The 16,535-nt window shown below is 71.4% G+C and carries 17 protein-coding genes; 8 read left to right on the forward strand and 9 right to left on the reverse strand.

Going from position 1 to position 16,535, the window contains the following annotated elements; translation table 11 throughout:
• Window positions 1-409 precede the first annotated feature (409 nt).
• The 3 genes from ABD481_RS05225 to ABD481_RS05235 all read right to left on the reverse strand — a co-directional run bounded on the left by ABD481_RS05225 (window position 410) and on the right by ABD481_RS05235 (window position 3,560).
• The gene (locus ABD481_RS05225) at window positions 410-1,591 is read right to left on the reverse strand and encodes an NAD(P)/FAD-dependent oxidoreductase (protein WP_344664356.1); all 1,182 of its coding nucleotides are present in this window, start codon (window positions 1,589-1,591) and stop codon (window positions 410-412) included.
• Between the two features lie 65 nt (window positions 1,592-1,656).
• Complete coding sequence (locus ABD481_RS05230) at window positions 1,657-2,481, reverse strand: pyrroline-5-carboxylate reductase family protein (RefSeq protein ID WP_344664357.1); 825 nt, start codon at window positions 2,479-2,481, stop codon at window positions 1,657-1,659.
• A 212-nt stretch (window positions 2,482-2,693) separates the two neighbouring features.
• Complete coding sequence (locus ABD481_RS05235; protein WP_344664358.1) at window positions 2,694-3,560, reverse strand: LLM class F420-dependent oxidoreductase; 867 nt, start codon at window positions 3,558-3,560, stop codon at window positions 2,694-2,696.
• Window positions 3,561-3,802: 242 nt separating this feature from the next.
• On the opposite strand from ABD481_RS05235, the gene kstD reads away from it, so the two are divergent.
• Window positions 3,803-5,638 carry a 3-oxosteroid 1-dehydrogenase gene (gene kstD / locus ABD481_RS05240; RefSeq protein ID WP_344664359.1) on the forward strand — a complete coding sequence of 612 codons (1,836 nt, stop codon included), beginning with the start codon at window positions 3,803-3,805 and terminating at the stop codon, window positions 5,636-5,638.
• A 21-nt stretch (window positions 5,639-5,659) separates the two neighbouring features.
• On the opposite strand, the gene ABD481_RS05245 is transcribed toward kstD, so the two are convergent.
• Entirely contained in the window at window positions 5,660-5,857 is a 198-nt protein-coding gene (locus ABD481_RS05245) for a hypothetical protein (RefSeq protein WP_344664360.1), read from the reverse strand.
• A 254-nt stretch (window positions 5,858-6,111) separates the two neighbouring features.
• Entirely contained in the window at window positions 6,112-6,444 is a 333-nt protein-coding gene (locus ABD481_RS05250) for a hypothetical protein (protein ID WP_344664361.1), read from the reverse strand.
• Window positions 6,445-6,451: 7 nt separating this feature from the next.
• Between ABD481_RS05250 and ABD481_RS05255 the strand changes: the two genes are divergently transcribed.
• The 3 genes from ABD481_RS05255 (at window position 6,452) to ABD481_RS05265 (ending at window position 8,916) form a co-directional block, all read left to right on the forward strand.
• Window positions 6,452-6,856, forward strand: coding sequence for a DUF4232 domain-containing protein (locus tag ABD481_RS05255; protein WP_344664362.1), 405 nt, complete (start codon window positions 6,452-6,454; stop codon window positions 6,854-6,856).
• 129 nt (window positions 6,857-6,985) lie between these two features.
• Window positions 6,986-8,068 carry a Dyp-type peroxidase gene (locus tag ABD481_RS05260; protein ID WP_344664363.1) on the forward strand — a complete coding sequence of 361 codons (1,083 nt, stop codon included), beginning with the start codon at window positions 6,986-6,988 and terminating at the stop codon, window positions 8,066-8,068.
• 5 nt (window positions 8,069-8,073) lie between these two features.
• On the forward strand, window positions 8,074-8,916 hold the full coding sequence (locus ABD481_RS05265) for a family 1 encapsulin nanocompartment shell protein (RefSeq protein WP_344664364.1): 843 nt from the start codon (window positions 8,074-8,076) through the stop codon (window positions 8,914-8,916).
• 115 nt (window positions 8,917-9,031) lie between these two features.
• Here ABD481_RS05265 and ABD481_RS05270 read toward each other — a convergent pair whose 3' ends face one another.
• Entirely contained in the window at window positions 9,032-9,352 is a 321-nt protein-coding gene (locus ABD481_RS05270) for a C40 family peptidase (protein ID WP_344664365.1), read from the reverse strand.
• A gap of 58 nt (window positions 9,353-9,410) precedes the next feature.
• Here ABD481_RS05270 and ABD481_RS05275 point away from each other — a divergent pair, with 58 nt between their 5' ends.
• Both ABD481_RS05275 and ABD481_RS05280 read left to right on the forward strand, forming a co-directional pair.
• Window positions 9,411-9,860, forward strand: coding sequence for a pentapeptide repeat-containing protein (locus tag ABD481_RS05275; RefSeq protein WP_344664366.1), 450 nt, complete (start codon window positions 9,411-9,413; stop codon window positions 9,858-9,860).
• Between the two features lie 521 nt (window positions 9,861-10,381).
• Complete coding sequence (locus tag ABD481_RS05280; RefSeq protein WP_344664367.1) at window positions 10,382-11,182, forward strand: FHA domain-containing protein; 801 nt, start codon at window positions 10,382-10,384, stop codon at window positions 11,180-11,182.
• A 141-nt stretch (window positions 11,183-11,323) separates the two neighbouring features.
• On the opposite strand, the gene ABD481_RS05285 is transcribed toward ABD481_RS05280, so the two are convergent.
• Window positions 11,324-12,403 (reverse strand): mannose-1-phosphate guanylyltransferase, encoded by a 1,080-nt coding sequence (locus ABD481_RS05285; protein ID WP_344664368.1) that lies wholly within the window; start codon window positions 12,401-12,403, stop codon window positions 11,324-11,326.
• A gap of 328 nt (window positions 12,404-12,731) precedes the next feature.
• Here ABD481_RS05285 and ABD481_RS05290 point away from each other — a divergent pair, with 328 nt between their 5' ends.
• Complete coding sequence (locus tag ABD481_RS05290; RefSeq protein WP_344664369.1) at window positions 12,732-13,571, forward strand: alpha/beta fold hydrolase; 840 nt, start codon at window positions 12,732-12,734, stop codon at window positions 13,569-13,571.
• Between the two features lie 37 nt (window positions 13,572-13,608).
• Here the strand turns inward: ABD481_RS05290 and ABD481_RS05295 are convergent, their stop codons facing one another.
• Window positions 13,609-13,980 (reverse strand): DUF952 domain-containing protein, encoded by a 372-nt coding sequence (locus ABD481_RS05295; protein WP_344664370.1) that lies wholly within the window; start codon window positions 13,978-13,980, stop codon window positions 13,609-13,611.
• An 82-nt stretch (window positions 13,981-14,062) separates the two neighbouring features.
• Between ABD481_RS05295 and ABD481_RS05300 the strand changes: the two genes are divergently transcribed.
• The gene (locus tag ABD481_RS05300; RefSeq protein ID WP_344664371.1) at window positions 14,063-14,953 is read left to right on the forward strand and encodes a YwqG family protein; all 891 of its coding nucleotides are present in this window, start codon (window positions 14,063-14,065) and stop codon (window positions 14,951-14,953) included.
• Between the two features lie 185 nt (window positions 14,954-15,138).
• Here ABD481_RS05300 and ABD481_RS05305 read toward each other — a convergent pair whose 3' ends face one another.
• Complete coding sequence (locus tag ABD481_RS05305; RefSeq protein ID WP_344664372.1) at window positions 15,139-16,494, reverse strand: DUF2254 domain-containing protein; 1,356 nt, start codon at window positions 16,492-16,494, stop codon at window positions 15,139-15,141.
• Window positions 16,495-16,535 lie beyond the last annotated feature (41 nt).

Below are 16,535 nucleotides of genomic sequence, written 5' to 3' on the forward strand. Positions count from 1 at the left end.
CTGTCTCGCCGATCGCCGCGCCACGGTCCTGTTCGGTGGCAGCGCACCACGCGGAGCTGTCGGTGCGGCCGGCACACCCTCGCCGACGATCTCGACTGCTTCGGCTGGTTGTTGTAGGAGAGTGCCGCCGAAGGCGGCTCCTTATTGGTTGTGGTGAGTGTGGAAGGTGAGGTGAGGAGGAAGGGAGGATAGGGGCCTGTTATCTACTCAGTAGCGACTGCTTGGCCAAGCTCCTTCTTGTCAGTCCAGCCGGGAAGGGTGGGCCTGTCCGCGCACCACCAGTGGGGAGGGCCTGAGCCTCATGTCGATTCATGTCGCCAGTCGTCGCAGGTCCGTTGCCTCGTTGGCGGCTGCGTTTCCCGAGGCGCGGCGGCGCATCTATCTGCCGACGTATCGGTGGGTGCTGGAGCTACCCGAAGCGCTCCGGTCGGAAGTCGCTAAGGAGATCGGCTCCGGCGCCGTCGACGATCTCTGATGCGAGCAGGCGGCCGAGGATTGGGCCGAGTGTGATGCCGCTGTGGGTCACGGCTTCGTAGTAGCCCGGGGTTGATGGCACTGTGCCGACTGAGGGGAAGCCGTCGGCCGGGATGGGGCGGTTGGAGATGCGCGTTTCGGTGATGCGGCAGTTGGTGAGGGTGGGGACGGCGGCTCGGGCCAGGTCGTGGAGGAGTTGGCCGAGGTCGGCGGGGTCCTTGCCGGTGTCGATCAGTGCGTCGATCTCGCGGCTGTGGAGGACGATTGAGTTGTCGCCGTCGGGGCGGAGTTCGATGTGGGGGACGTGCATCGCGCGGTGGATCGGGAGCGGGGAGCCGGCGCAGCTGAGTCGGGTGACGGCGCCGGGTTCGTAGCGCATCGGCAGCTTGCGGCCCACGAGTGCCGCGATGTCGGCGGCTGCGGGGCCGGCGGCGTTCACTACGGCATCGACGTCGAGCGCCGTCCCGTCGGAGAGCCCCACGGTCCAGCCGCTCCAGCCACTCCGCCCGCCCTGGCCATCCTGGCCGCCCCCGCCACTCCCACCAGCACCAATCTCCCGCACCGCGGCACCAAAGCGCTGCTCAGCGCCAGCAGCAACCGCGTCGCCGACCAACCGCGCAACGAGCCGACGCCCATGGACCCAGGCTTCGTCGGGATAGAACACGACCGGGGCGTTGTCCGGCACCGTCAGCCCCGCCTCGAAACGGCGCCGTACCTCGGCACCGGTCCTCATCTCGACGCGGTAGTCCCAGTCGACCAGCAACGCGGCCGTCTCCAGGAGGTCGGCCTCCGCTGCAGAATCGCCGGCCCAGCGGAGGTGGCCAGTGGGGTGCCACCAGGAGTCCGGCCCGATGGTCCCGGCCACGTCGCGGTATTCGGCCATGCCCGCGACGTTGAGGTCGAAGTACGACCGGCGGACGGTCTTGTTGCTGGCGTTGACCCATGAGAACGACCAGTTGGTGACCCCCTCCCCCGGCTGTCCCGCGTCGACGAACACCACCTGGACACCGCGCCGCGTCAGGTTCCAGCCGACGCTCGCGCCCAGGATTCCCGTCCCGATGATGGCCGCACGCTCAATGGACCGGTCAGAGCCCTTCCGCGTGAATGTCCCCTCCATAGATGCCCCCTCCCCCGATATCGCGCTATCAAATCGGTGAGTGCATGGGGCCTGTTATCTAATACTCACTCCCGACTGCCGTCCATCAGCCCCTCCACCTCCGCACCGATGGCCCTCGACCGCGCCCCCGCCTTCTCCAACGCCGCCCGCAGCACGTCCTGCCAGTGCTGCGCCTCCAGCAGCTCAAGCCCCTCCACCGTCGTGCCTCCGGGCGTCAGTACCGGCTTGTACACCTCGGCCGGCGTCGTGTTCAGCCGTTCCACCAGCCCCGCGGTGCCGGTCAGCAGCGCGAGGGCGATGGTGCGCGCCTGGCCGGAGCTGAAGCCGCCGTCGGTGGCGGCGGTCACCAGCGCGTCGGCGAAGTAGGCCACGATGGCCGTCCCGCCGCCGACCACCGCGGTGGCGCTGTCCAGGGTGTCCTCGTCGGCGACCGTGACCACGCTGCCGACGCCGGACAGGATGTGCTCGGCCAGCGCCAGGCCGCGCGGGGTGAGGGAGGGGTCCGGCGCCAGGACCGTGACGGCCTGCCCGACCTGGGCCGCGATGTTCGTCATGGCCCTGATCACCTGGCGGCTGCGCAGACCGCCGGTGAGGGCCGCCAGCCGGACCCCGGCCATCAGGGACACCACCGTGGCGCCGGAGACGGCGTGCGGATCCTGCGTGGCGGCGAACGCCGGGAACGCGTGCGGCGGGAGCGTGAGCAAGGTCAGGTCCCCGGACGCCGGCTCGTACACCTCGTCGGCCTCCGCCCGCAGGCGGTCGCGGGCGCGCTCGCGGCCCTCCGGGGTGGCGTCGACGAATCGCAGCTCCACATCCGGCACGCCGCGCTTGATACCGGACCCGACGATCATGCCCAGGCGCCCGGCGCCGACGATCACGACTCGTTGCATACGTTCCATGCAACGCCCTGCGGCGGCGACGCGCCGGGTGGGGCGGACCGAACCGGTGACGCTGCTGGGCTTTCGCCGCCGCGACAGCCGCATCCGCATCCGCATCCAAAGCCACGGCTACGGCCACAGCCGCAGCCACAGCGGGGCGACGCCGCCCAACCCGGCGCGCGCCGCCCCACCGCACCCCACCCCACCCCGTCATCCCGCCCGCGTCACATCTCCGCAGCCGCCGCGACAACCTCTCGCCCGATCAGCTCCAGCCGCTCGGTCTCCCACACCTGCGCAACCGAGACGTGCACCTCGCTGACATCCAGCGCCGCCAGCCGGCGCAGCTGGTCGAGTACCGCGGGGATGTTCTCGCCCTTCTCGCCGATGTCCAGGCTCATCATCACCGTCTTCTCGACGTCCGCGTAGTCCCGGCCCTCGGCCTCGCAGTGGCCGCGCAGGACGTCGAGCTTGTGCTCGAGCTCCGGCGTGGGGAACAGGTTGCAGGCCCGGGCGTAGCGCGCGACCAGGCGCAGGGTCTTGCGCTCGCCGCCGCCGCCGATCAGGATCGGCGGGGTCCGCAGCGGCTGCGGGGAGTTCAGGGTGCGCTCCAGCTTGTAGTGGGTGCCTTCGTAGGGCCCCTCGTCGTCGCTCCACATCTGGTTGCAGATCTGGAGGGTCTCCTCCAGGCGCTCGAAGCGCTCGGCGGTGCCGGGGAAGGGCAGCCCGAGGCCGCCGGCCTCGTGGAAGTTCCAGCCGGCGCCCAGGCCGAGCCAGGCGCGGCCCTGGGAGAGCACGTCCAGGGTGGAGACGATCTTGGCGAGCAGGCCCGGCTCGCGGTAGGTGGCGGCGGTGACCCAGGCCAGCAGCTGCATCTTCGAGGTGCGGGCGGCCAGGTAGCCCAGGGTGGTGTAGGCCTCCAGCATGGCCAGCTCCGGCGGGCCGACGACACCGATCTGCCAGACGTGGTCCATCACGCTGAGCCGGGCGAAGCCGGCCTCCTCGGCGGTGGCGGCGATCCGGGTCAGATCGTCGGCCAGGCCCGCCGGGCCGGAGGGGTAGGTGAAGTTCGAGAGGTGCAGGCCGATTTCCATCAACGCTCCTGAAACGGGGCACGGGGCACAGGGCATGGGGCGGGCGCGCGCGAGTGCGGCGCCGCCAGCCAGACGTTACCCGTCGGCGGCGCTTGACATCTCAAGATCCGCACGCGACATTCCCTGACGCAGCGTCAGATAGTGTCAGCCTTCTGAGTTCAGGGCCCGGCTCCCTCGGCGATCATCCGTCGCGATCCCGTCGCGACCACCCGTCATCCGCGCACCGTGACGAAGGAGCCGTCATGCCCGAGAACCCGCAGGGAACGCCCGGAACGCCCGGACCGTCGGGAGCCCCGACCCGCCGCGCCGTCCTGACCGGTGCCGGCGCCACCGCCGCCCTCGCCCTGACCACGAGCGGGGCGAGCGCGGCGAGCGCCGGCACCACCTCCTCCGCCCTCTCCACACCGGCCTCCTCCCCCGCAGCGGTGCCGGTGCTGGGCGACTACGACGTGGTCGTCGTCGGCTGCGGCGCCTCCGGGATGACGGCGGCGCTGACCGCGGCCAAGCGCGGCCTGCGCACGATCGTGGTGGAGAAGGCGCCGACGTTCGGCGGGTCGGCGGCCCGCAGCGGCGCCGGGGTGTGGATCCCGAACAATCCGGTGATCCTGGCCGCGGGCGTCCCTGACACGCCGGCGCTGGCGGCGCAGTACCTGGCGGCGGTGGTCGGTCCGGAGGTGCCGGCGGCGCGGCAGAACGCGTTCCTGGCCAACGGGCCGCGGATGATGTCGTTCGTGATGGCGAACAGCCCGCTGCGGTTCCGGTTCATGGCGGGCTACTCGGACTACTATCCGGAGCTGCCCGGCGGAATGCCGAACGGGCGTTCGGTGGAGCCGGACCAGCTCGACGGCAACATCCTGGGCTCGGAGCTGGCGAACCTGAATCCGTCCTATCTGGCGGTCCCGGCCGGGATGGTGGTGTTCAGCGCGGACTACAAGTGGCTGAACATCGCCGCGGTGAACGCGCGCGGCGCCGACGTCGCCGCGACCTGTCTGGCGCGCGGCACGGCGGCGGCGCTGGCCGGGCAGAAGCCGTTGACGATGGGCCAGTCGCTGGCGGCGGGCCTGCGCGCGGGGTTGCAGCAGGCGAACGTTCCGGTGCTGCTGAACACGCCGCTGACCGACCTGTACATGTCCGGCGGCCGCGCGGCCGGGGTGTATGTGACGTACAACGGCGCCCCGGCGCTGATCACGGCCTCGCGCGGGGTGATCGTGGGCTCCGGCGGCTTCGAGCACAACCTGGCGATGCGGGCGCAGTACCAGCAGGCGCCGATCGGGCAGTGGAGCGTCGGCGCGAAGGAGAACACCGGCGACGGCATCCTGGCCGGGCAGCGGGCCGGGGCGGCGTTGGGGCTGCTGGACGACGCCTGGTGGGGCCCGGCGATCCCGATCCCCGGCACGCCGTACTTCTGCCTGGCCGAGCGCACGCTGCCCGGCGGGCTGATGGTGAACCAGGCCGGGAAGCGCTTCGTGGACGAGGCGGCGCCGTACAGCGACGTGGTGCACGTGATGTACGCGAAGAACCCGTCGGCGGCGGACATCCCGGCCTGGCTGATCGTCGACCAGAACTACCGCAACCGGTACCTGTTCCGGGACATCGTCCCGACGCTGCCGTTCCCCGACTCCTGGTACCAGAACGGCTCGGTCTACAAGGCGTGGACCCTGTCGGACCTGGCCGGGCAGATCGGCGTCCCGTCCCAGGCCCTGATCGGGACGGTCACCCGGTTCAACGAGGAGGCCTGGGTGGGCAAGGACTCCGACTTCCATCGCGGGGACAGCGTCTACGACCACTACTACACCGACCCGGCGGTGGTCCCGAACTCCTGCCTGGGCGTGCTGTGGGAGGCGCCGTTCTACGCGCTGCGGATCGTCCCGGGCGACCTGGGCACGAAGGGCGGCATCCAGACCGATGAGCGCGCCCGGGCGCTGCGGCCGGACGGCAGCGTGATCCCGGGCCTGTACGCGGCGGGCAACGCCTCGGTGGCGGTGATGGGGCACAGCTACGCGGGGGCGGGGTCGACGATCGGGCCGGCCATGACGTTCGGGTTCGTGGCCGCCAACGACATCGCGGATCATCCGTAGGCCGGACGGGCCGAGCCGGACCTACTCGGCGTCGACAGCCCGCCCCTTGACCCCGTCCCACGGCAGCACCGTGGCCCAGCCGGTCATGATGAAGCCGAGGACCAGGATGATCGAGAACAGCCATTGGACGCCGCCGGAGTTGGCGTTGACACCGCCGAAGCCCAGGGCCATGGTGTAGCCGCCGACAATTAGGAGGGTTATGCCCATTTTGCTGCTCATATGTCCACGGTAAGCGGCATCGGCTGATGCGGCACGTCAGGTATTGGGGGGCAGGCCGGTGCCGACTCCGCGCCGCCGGACGTAGAAGCAGTCCTCCTCGCCGCTTGAAGACGATCAGCACGCGGTCGACCACAAAGGGCGCGGATTGTTGTGCGGGTTGTTAAGGGGTTTCTTGTTAAGGAGTTTCGCTGCACGGTTCGATAAGCGTCTACGGGCCATGGCATGCTGCCGCGAGTGAACACCTCTGATTCGAATCACCCCGTCAGACTGCGGATGCGGATACGACCCACGGCCGCGAGAGCGACGGCGGCCGCTCTGCTCGGCGCCGCGGTGCTGACCTTGGCGGGCTGCGGCAGTTCGACGTCGAGCGCCTCGGGCGCGACCGGGGCGACGTCGGCGTCGAACACCTCGACGCCGTCCGCGTCGACGTCGCTGGGCGGCTCCTCCGCGCCGAGTTCTTCGACGTCGGGTTCCGCGGCCTCAAGCTCCTCGGCCGCCCAGACCGGCGCCTCGGCGTCTACCTCCGGCGGGAAGGCGCCGACCAGCACCGCGCCGGCCACCGGCTCGGGCCGTCCGGCCGACTGCACGCCGGCGATGCTGAAGCTGGCGGTGTCGGCACTGCGCGAGCCGATCAATCATGTGCTGATCACCGCGACCAACACGTCCAAGAGCCACTGCCGGTTGAACGGATACCCGTTCCTGAAGTACGACCCGGACCAGCAGGCGCCGGTGGCCGCGGCCGACGCCACCAAGCCGGCCACGACCATCGACCTGGCTCCCGGGGACTCGGCGTACGCGGGTGTGCTGACCAGCTCCGCCGACGGCTCGGGCAAGAACGGCAAGGACCGGCCGACGATCGACCTCCAGCTGGCGTCCGTCGCCGGCGGCGGGCTGCCGGGGTCGCCGTCGAAGCTGGCGATGCCGAAGGGCGCGCAGTACGTCGACGACTCGGCCATGGTCACGTACTGGGTGACCGACCTGCAGGCCGCGCTGTACTGAGCTGTACTGAGCTGTACTGAAAAAGGGGTGTCACCCGTCCGGACCAGGCTCCGCCCCTTCCGGGCGGGGCTCGGGCCGCCGTTGCGGCGAGGATGGTGGGGACCGCCGAGCCGGAAGGTGACCCGCCCGATGCCCAAGCCTGCCCCCGCCGATGCCGCGCAGCCCGTCGTCAGTCCTCTGACCTCGGCGGCGATGTTCCTGGTGCTGACCGTCGCGGACGGCGGCGAGGACGCGGTGCGCGACCTGGTGCCGGATCTGAGCGCCTACGCGCGGGCGGTGGGCTTCGGGCGGCCGGACGCCGGGCTGGCCTGCGTCACCGGGTTCGGATCGGCGGTCTGGGACCGGCTGTTCGCCGGGCCCCGGCCGGCCGAGCTGCATCCGTTCGTCGCGCTGGACGGCCCCCAGCACTCGGCGCCGTCCACTCCCGGCGACATCCTGCTGCACCTGCGCGCCGAGTCGCTCGACGTCTGCTACGACTTCGCCGACCACGTCCTGACCCGGCTCGGCGGCGCGGTGGAGGTCGTGGACGAGGTGCACGGCTGGCGCTACCAGGACCGCCGCGACCTGCTGGGCTTCGTCGACGGCACCGAGAACCCCGAGGGGGTGGAGGCGTTCGACGCCGCGCTGGTGGACGCCGAACGGGACCTGGACTTCGTCGGCGGCAGCTACGTGATCGTGCAGAAGTACCTGCACGACATGGCCGCGTGGAACGCGTTGTCGGACCGCGAGCAGGAGCTCGTGATCGGCCGCACCAAGGCCGGGAACGTGCAGCTGCCGGACGACTCGCTGCCGAAGACCTCGCACGTGGACCGGAACACGATCGTCGGCGAGGACGGCGAGGAGCGGGACATCCTGCGGGCGAACATGCCGTTCGGATCGTTCAAGGAGGGCGAGGCCGGGACCTATTTCATCGGGTACTGCGCCACGCCGACGGTCACCGAGCAGATGCTGCTGAACATGTTCCTCGGCGACGAGAACGGCAACCGGGACCGCATCCTCGACTTCTCCACGGCGGTGACCGGCGGGTTGTTCTTCGTGCCGCCGACCGGGTTCCTGGACGACCCGCCGCCGGCGCCGGACGCGGATCCGGACGCGGACTCCGCGCCAGCCACCCCCGCTGCGCCCGCCGTGCTCGCCGCGCCGACCGCCCCCACCGCGAACCCCCGTCCCACCGACGGATCCCTGGGTATCGGAAGCCTGAAACGGAGCTGACCCTCATGGACAACCTGCACCGCGACCTAGCCCCGGTCAGCGACACCGCCTGGGAGCAGATCGAGGAGGAGGCCCGCCGCACCGTGCTGCGCTACCTGGCGTTCCGGCGCGTGGTGGACGTCGCCGGCCCCGACGGCCCGACGCTGGGCGGCGTCGGCGACGGCCACACCACGCCGGTCCCGGCCCCCGGCGACGGCGTCCAGGCCCGGCTGCGCGGCGTCAATCCGCTGGTCGAGGTCCGGATCCCGTTCGAGCTGGACCGGCAGGCCGTGGACGACGCCGAGCGCGGCGCCCAGGACAGCGACTGGCAGCCGGTGAAGGACGCGGCGAAGATCGCGGCGTTCACCGAGGACCGGGCCATCGCCGACGGCTACGCCGCGGCCGGCGTCACCGGCCTGCGGCCGTTCTCCAGCCACGCGGCCATGGCCCAGCCCGAGGACCCGGCCGACTACCCGGCGCTGGTGGCCCGGATGTCCACGCAGCTGCGCCTGGCCGGCGTCGAGGGCCCCTACCACCTGGTGCTGGGCGCCGACGCCTATCAGGCGCTGTCCGACGCGGTGGACCACGGCTACCCGGTGGCGGCGCACGTCGCCCGGCTCATCGACGGCGACGTGATCTGGGCCCCGGCGATCACCGGCGGCGTGCTGCTGTCCGGGCGCGGCGGCGACTACCAGCTGCAACTGGGGCAGGACCTGTCGATCGGCTACGAGTCGCACACCGCGGAGAAGGTGCGGCTGTACTTCACGCAGTCGTTCACGTTCCTGCCGTACACGGCCGAGGCCGCGGTGCCGCTGAACGGTCAGACCAAGCCGGAGGGGCGGGTCGCCAAGGGAAAGCGGGCGCGGTAGCGCTCACCGAGCGCGTTGTCCGGCACTGCCCATCCAGCCCATCCAGCCCATCCAGCCCAATTCAGCACTGCGCCCGCCGTCCGGAGACGGCGGGCGCATCAGCTTGTCGGGGCCGTCAGGAATGCGGTCGCACCACGACGGCGACCGGCATGGAGCGGATCGGGTCGGTCCGGACGTGGCTGCCCGGGTGCGGGGAGTCCACGACGAGGCCGCCGCCGATGTAGATGCCCACGTGGTAGCGGCTCGCGTAGAAGACGACGAGGTCGCCGGGCTGGGCCTTGTTGAGCGGGACCGGGGTGCCGGCGTCGGCCTGGGCGCGGGCCGTGCGGGGGATCTTCACGCCGGCGGAGGCCCAGACGTGCTGGGTGAAGCCGGAGCAGTCGAAGCCCGCGCGGGTGGTGCCGCCCCAGCGGTAGGGGACGCCGATCAGGGACATTGCCTCGTGGACCGCCGCGGCTGCCTTGGGGTTGGTGGCCGCGGGCAGGCGGGTGGCGGTGCTGACCTTCTTGGGCGGGGCGTTCTTGACCGGAGCCTTCTTGACCGGAGCCTTCTTGATTGGCGCCTTCTTGACCGGGGCTCTCCTGGTCGGAGCCTTCTTGACCGGGGCCCGGTTCGGCGGGGCTTTCCTCGCGGGCGCCTTCTTCACAGGGGCCTTCTTTGCGGGAGCCGTCTTCTTCGGAACCGTCGTGCTCGGTGCCGTCATGCTCGGTGCCGTCGTGCCCAAAGCTGCCGTGCTCTCGGGCGTCGCCGCCGGCTGCGGAGCCTCCGGAATCCCGACGGCCGCCAGTCCGAACACCTGGCCGAACACGTTGCCGGACGCCTGGCCCGACGCCTCGGAGGGGCCCGACGGGCCGCCGAGTCGATCAGCGGCGGTGGCCAGCAGCGCGCCGGCCGCCAGCATCGCGGATGCGCACCGCGCGAAAGCACGGTGCCCAGGTATATGACAATCCATACCGTCACTTCCTCGGTTCGGGGCAGGACAGATTCCTGCGATGATCCGAAGGTCGTTCTACCGCTCCGGGATCGTCGGCACGCCTGGTCCCACCCGTTCGGCCGAGCCGTGCGGACGAACAGCCTGCTGAGGAAGTGTAAAGGAGTGTTCGAACACGAGCGACGACCGACCGTTCGTCCAGCCCCCCGCGGCCGGGCGAACGGTCGGTCCTTCAGGGAGTGCCGTGCCCGGCCGGGTCGAAGCGGGTCGGGCACGGCACGTCATTGGTGTTGTCGATGGATGCTTGGACGGGCATCGGGGGCCGCGGCGGTGGCGCGGCGCCCGAACCCCAGGCCATAGCTGGCGTCCGAGTTGCTGTCGTTGTTGCTGTCGTCGCTGTTCGCGGGAGAGTCCGTGTTCACCATGTGCCATATCGGACCATGGCTCCGGCGGGCCCCCTCCCCGTCGAAAAGACGTACGCTGCATGACGGGCTGTACCGCTGTGACCACCGCCGCCAAGGAAAAGGGCCATCGATGCAAATACGGGACTTCATCCCGCAAGTCCTGCCGCAGAACCTGCCGAGCCTGGCCGGCGGGGTGCCGCCGGCGCCGCCGGGCACCATCTTCGTCAAGGCCGGGGCCAGCGGCTTCGCGGTGCCACCGCGCAAGTTCACTCTGCACTTCGGCCGCGCCGAGGCCGACGTGCACGTGGTGATCGGCGGCGACGACGAGTTCGTCAGCCGCCTGGCGGGGATCTTCACCTGCGACGGCGAGGAGTGGTGGCTGCGCAACGAGGGGCGCCGCCCGATCCTGATGCCGGGCATGGAACCGGTGCTGCGGCACCACGAGGTGTCGGTGAACCCGGGCTACACCCCCATGACCATCGAGACCCCGAACCGCCGCACCCACCTGCTGGAGGTGCACCTGGTCGGGAGCCAGCGGCACGCCCCCGGCGGCGTCGCCCAGTCCCGCACCCTGACCTCCGACGTCACCGACCTGGCGCCGGTCGAGCGCCTGATGATGATCGCGCTGGCCCAGCGCTACCTGCGGCGCGAGCCGTATCCGGCCCCGGTGACGTGGAAGCAGGCCGCCGACGACCTGAACACCGCCGCGCCCAACCCCCTGCACCCGTGGACCGCCAAGGCCGTCGAGCGCCGCATCTCCGAACTGCGCGCCCGCCTGTCGACCGGGCCCGGGGCGATCCGCGGGATCGTGAAGGAGCCGGACATGGTCGAGCCGCTGGGCAACACCCTGAACGACAACTTGATCAGGGCTCTGCTGCGGAACGCGACGCTGGTGCCGGAGGACCTGTACGCGCTGGGCGAAGAGGTCTAGGAGCGGCGGGAGATCCGGTCGCGGCCGCCGGTCCGAGGACACTCGACGGCGGCCGCGGGCCCGGCGCCGGTACGGGGCCCGGCGCCGGTACGGGGGCTGGGACTGGGCACTGGGACTGGGTACCGGGTACCGGCCCCGAACTCAGACGCGCGCCGAGTGCCCCTGCTCCTTCAGCGCGTCCACGACCTGCTTCACCTCGTGCGCCCGCGAGCGCGGGCAGACCAGCAGCGCGTCCTCGGTGTCGACGACCACGACGTCGCGCAGGCCGACCACGGCGACCACGCGCCCGGTCGTGGAGACCACCACCGAGTCCTGCACCGAGCGCAGCGCGGCCACGGCGCCGCCGGCGAGCACCACGTTGCCGGCGGCGTCGCCGTCCAGGGACTCGCCGAGGGAGTGGAAGTCGCCGATGTCGCTCCAGGGGAAGTCGGCCGGGACGGTGGCGACCAGGCCGGCGGCGGCCGCGCCCTCCATGACGCCGTAGTCCACGGAGATCTTCTCCAGGGTGGGCCAGGTGGCGCCGAAGACGGCCTCCTGGTCCGGGCCGTCCCAGGCGGCGGCGATGGCGGCGATGCCGGCCCGCAGCTCGGGGCGCTGGCGCTCCAGCTCGGCCAGGAACGCGGCGGCGCGGAAGACGAACATGCCGGCGTTCCACAGGTACTCGCCGGTGGCCAGGTAGGCGGCGGCGGTCTCGGCGTCGGGCTTCTCGCGGAACTCGGCGATGCGGTGCACCCCGGGGGCGAGCTCCTCGGCCAGGTGCAGGTAGCCGAAGCCGGTCTCCGGGCGGGTGGGGCGGATGCCGACGGTGACCAGGGCGCCGGTCGCGGCGGCGCCGGCGGCGATCCCGATCAGCTCCTCGAAGCGCTCCTGGCGGCCTATGAGGTGGTCGGCGGAGTAGACCGCCATGACCGCCTCCGGGTCGCGCCCGGCGACCACCGCGGCGGCCAGGGCGACGGCGGCCAGGGAGTCCCGGGGCTCGGGCTCGACCAGGATGTTCCGCTCCGGGACGGCCGGCAGCTGCCGGGCGACGGCGGCGGCGTGCGCGATCCCGGTGACCACGTAGACCCGGTCGGGGTCCGACAGCCGCTCCACCCGGGCAGCAGTGGCCTGGAGCAGCGACTCGTCGGTGCCGCCGAGCCGATGCAGGAACTTCGGACTCGCGGCCCGCGACAGCGGCCACAGCCGGGTTCCGCTCCCGCCGGCCAGGATGATCGAGTACACGTGGAGCCGCCTTCCGAGGTGGTGAATCGTCGGATCATAGTGCACGGGGGTGTACCGGTAGATTGCCCCCGGAAGAAGGGAGTGATCAGTGACCGAGCCGACACGCGCGGCGGAGGGTGCCGACCAGCGGCCACCGCAGAGCGTCGCCGATCCGTCACCCGAGCCATTCCCCGTTATCCCGTCCGGATCGCTGCCGGACCGCCGACGTTGGTATCGCAGGATCCTACGTTCTGCCGCACGCTGGGCGGCAATCGCCTTCGTAGTACTGACGATGCTCTCGATTCCTTATAATGCGTACACCTCCGGGCGCGCCGGGCCACCTCCGGGCTTGAGCTACGTCTCGGCCGACGGCATCCGCACCCGCTTTGAGCAGTGGGGCGGCGCCGGATCCCCGGTGGTCCTGGTGCACGGTGCGTTTGAGGACTCCGACACCTGGCAGCCGCTGGCCACCCTCCTTGCCCGCGATCACCGGGTTTATGCACTCGATCTGACCGGCTCGGGATACAGCGCCCGCGTCGGGCCCTACACCACCGCGCATCTGGCCGCCCAGCTCACCGGTCTGGTGGCGGCGCTGGGCCTGGACCGCCCGGTCCTGGTGGCGCACTCCAGCGGCGCGGCGGTGGCCGCCGAGGCGGTGCTGGAGTCGCCGCACGCCTTCAGTGGTCTGATGTTCCTGGACGGCGACGCGCTCCCGATCCCCCACTTCGGGGCGTCCTGGGCGCTCGGGCCGTTCCGCACCTCGGCGCTGCGCCTGGCACTGCGGTCGGACTGGGTGATCCGCACGATCTACGCGGCCCAGTGCGGCCCGGCCTGCCCGCGGCTGGACGCCGCCGGCGTGGACCGGTTCCGGCGTCCCTATCAGCAGGCCGGGGCGGAGCAGGGGCTGTGGCAGATGATCGACTCCGTGGGCGGCCCGGGGCTGCCCGCCGCGCGCGTGGCGGAGCTGGCGGGGCTGTGCCTGCCGAAGGCGGTGACGTTCGGGCGGGAGGACGACGTCTTCCCGGCCGACGCGCCGTGGACGGTCGCGGCGCGGATCGGGGCGCCGGCGTCGACGGTGACGGTGACGGTGATCGACGGGGCGCACCATCTGTCGTTCATTTCGCACCCGGCGCGGGTGGCGGAGGCGGTGGAGGGGTTGGTGGCGCGCGCCGGGGCGGCGGGGTGTTGAGATAGGGCGGCGAGGGCAGGATGGCGAGGCAGGCTTATCAGCCTTCGAATGTGTAGCGGCCTTCGGCGTCCCGGCCCAGTTCGGCCAGTCCGACCACGGCGTCGACGTTCAGCGGACCGTAGATGTGGGGGAAGGGCTCCGCGGCGCCGGGTACGGGGTCGTATTTCAGCTCGGCGGTCAGGCGGTCGGTGTCGATGACCAGGACGACGAGGTCCTCGGCGGCGAGGTCGGCGTAGAAGGCGTTCGCCACGCCTGCGACCTGCACCGTGGTGGAGGCGTGGATGAATCCTTGTTCCTCCAGGGAGCGGCCTCTGGTGGAGACGCGGTACTCCCCCGCGTTCGCGCCGGCTGCCGTGGCCGCCGTCGCCGCCGCCCAATCGGCCCGCAGCGCGATGTGGTAGATGGTCATCGCGCCAGTCTGCCGGAGCCGTCGGCAAAACATCCTCCACCCGGACTGTCACTTCCGGCGGCGGCCTGAAAGCATACGGCCCATGGACATCAGTGAGTCGCCACTGGCCGAGGCCGGCCGCCGTTTCTTCAGCCCCGAGAACGCGAAGACCTGGATCAGTCTGCTGCGCCCGGGCTACCACCTGCGGGAGCAGCAGAAGGGCGAGCCGCTGGTCGCCTACCTGGGCGGCGACCCGATGCTGCCGGCCGACGTGGAGTGGCCGGTGTGGGAGGGCCACGGCCCGCTGTCCTTCATCGCGGCCTTCGACTGCGAGGAGGTGCCCCCGGGCCAGCTGGACATCCCGCTGCCGGAGGCCGGGATGCTGCTGTTCTTCTACTTCAACGGCGTCGGCGAGGACGCGGTCCAGTACCTGGACCCGGCCAGCATCACCGGCGGCACGCGCGTCATCTACGTCCCGGAGACCTCCGACGACGTGGCGCCGCGCAAGGCCCCCGAAGGACTGGAGCCCTTCCCCCGCGTCATGCTCACCGGCGAGCTCATAGCGTCCGCGCCCGACAACGAGAACGCCGCCCTGGTCGCCGCCTTCGGCGCCCCCGGCGAGGACCCGACCGCCGACGACGACTACACGGAGTACCCGACCGTCGGCGACGCGGACGGCGACGGCTTCTACGACGCCCTCACCACCTTCCGCCGCGACCACTCCCCCCACCACCGCGTAGGCGGCTACTCCCTGCCGAAGGCGGGCTCGGTGGAGAAGGAAGCCACCCACGCGGTCTTCCCCGGCGACGACGACGCCGCGAAGCAGTCCCGCCGTGACCTGCTCAAGGACCTGGTGATGCTGATCCAGATCGACAGCGACTCCCGCGCCGCGATGGAGTGGGGCGACACCGGCCGCCTGTACTGGCTGATCCGCCGCGAAGACCTCGCCGCGCGACGGTTCGACAAGGCGACGTTCACTTGGCAGAGCGAGTAGGACGGCTCGGTGAGGTTCGGGCGGCGGGGCCGACTTGACTAGCTTTGCCGACTTGGCGGGCTCGGCCGGCATGTGGCCCGACCGAGGTTGATCGTTGAGGCAGCGCGCGCCGCCGGTTCAGTTTCCAGAACCGGCGGCGCGCGTTGGTTTGTGCGTCGACTGCCGGGGCGAGAACGAAGCCGACCTCATTCCTCCCTCCGTCCCAGCTTCTCGTGCAGCAGGCGTTCGTGGAGTGCCACCAGTGTGTCGTAGCGGCTCAGCACGTCGGCCAGGTCGTCGGGTTCCGGGATCGAGTGTTCGGCCGCGCGGCGGATCATGTCGGCTTGTTGGCGCAGGACCGCGTACTGCTCCGGGCGGGGGGCCTGGGTCATGATCTCGGCCAGGGCCTGGAGTTCGCGGATCATCACCGAGGGCATGCCGAGGCTGGATTGGCGGACTTTCTCGAAGCCGCGTTGGACCAGGCGGTCGTAGGTGGCCTGGGTGCGGATCAGGCGGACGTAGCCGTCCTTGTCGCGGTGGACGACTTGGGGGTGCCAGCCCAGGGCCACTTGGCGCAGGCAGTCGCCGATCCAGTCGACGCAGGTCAGGGCGGTGAAGGTGTCGTTGATCGCGGCGGACAGGGCGCGGGTGGCGATCTCGGCGAGCTGGTCGATGCCGAAGGAGATGTCCTGGCTCATCGAGCGGTAGGGGCCGCTGAGGTGGGCGCGGCGGAGGGCTTCGGCGACCTTGGGCGCGGCGCGCGGCGGGGTGACGGTGGCCAGGATGCGGCCCGCCACCACGAAGTGGCCGGGGCGGTAGAGGAGGTGGATCACCGCGTCGTTCTCGGCGGCGATGCGGACCAGGCGGTCGTGGGTGACGTGTTGCAGGTAGCCGCTCTCGGAGGCGGTGACCGCGCCGCGCTCGTCGACCATGGCGCGCAGGATCTCCTGCGGGGTGGGGCCGGCCTGGGGGCCGCCGGGCGGCGGGGCGGCCTCGTCGGCGATGGCCTGGGAGACGTCGGCGGCGATGGAGGCGATGACGTAGGGCAGCTGGATCTGGATCGCGATGTGGTGGATGAAGTAGATCAGCACCAGGACGTCGAGCAGGGCCAGCGCCAGAGCCATGCTGATGGAGGCGTGCGGGACGAAGTCGCCGCGCGAGCCCGGGCCGATGGAGATCAGGACCAGGATGGCGAAGGTGAAGGTGGCCACGAAGGTGCCCAGCGTCCACTGCGTGCCGCGGTCGCGCATGAAGTTGCGCAGCATGCGGGGCCCGAGCTGGTTGCTGGCCAGGGTCAGGGCCACCAGGATCACCGAGAACACCACGCCGACGACGGTGATCAGGGCGGCGGCCAGCGCGGTGAGGATCTGCCGGGAGGCGTCGGCGGTGCCGCTGATCACCCAGGTCGGCAGTGTGATGTCGCCCCGGTAGGCGGCGCGGTCGACGGCGTTGCCGGCCCAGAACAGCAGCCCGGCGGCGATCACCTCCAGCGTCGGGATCCACCACAGGCTGGTGCGCAGCGCCTCGCGGCGCCAGGCCGGGCGCAGGTCGATGTGCTTCATCGCGGCCCCCTGTCCCGGTGCGCGGGCGTGGACGGTGCTCC

This window comes from Catenulispora yoronensis, assembly GCF_039531695.1.
GTDB classification, from domain to species: Bacteria; Actinomycetota; Actinomycetes; order Streptomycetales; family Catenulisporaceae; genus Catenulispora; species Catenulispora yoronensis.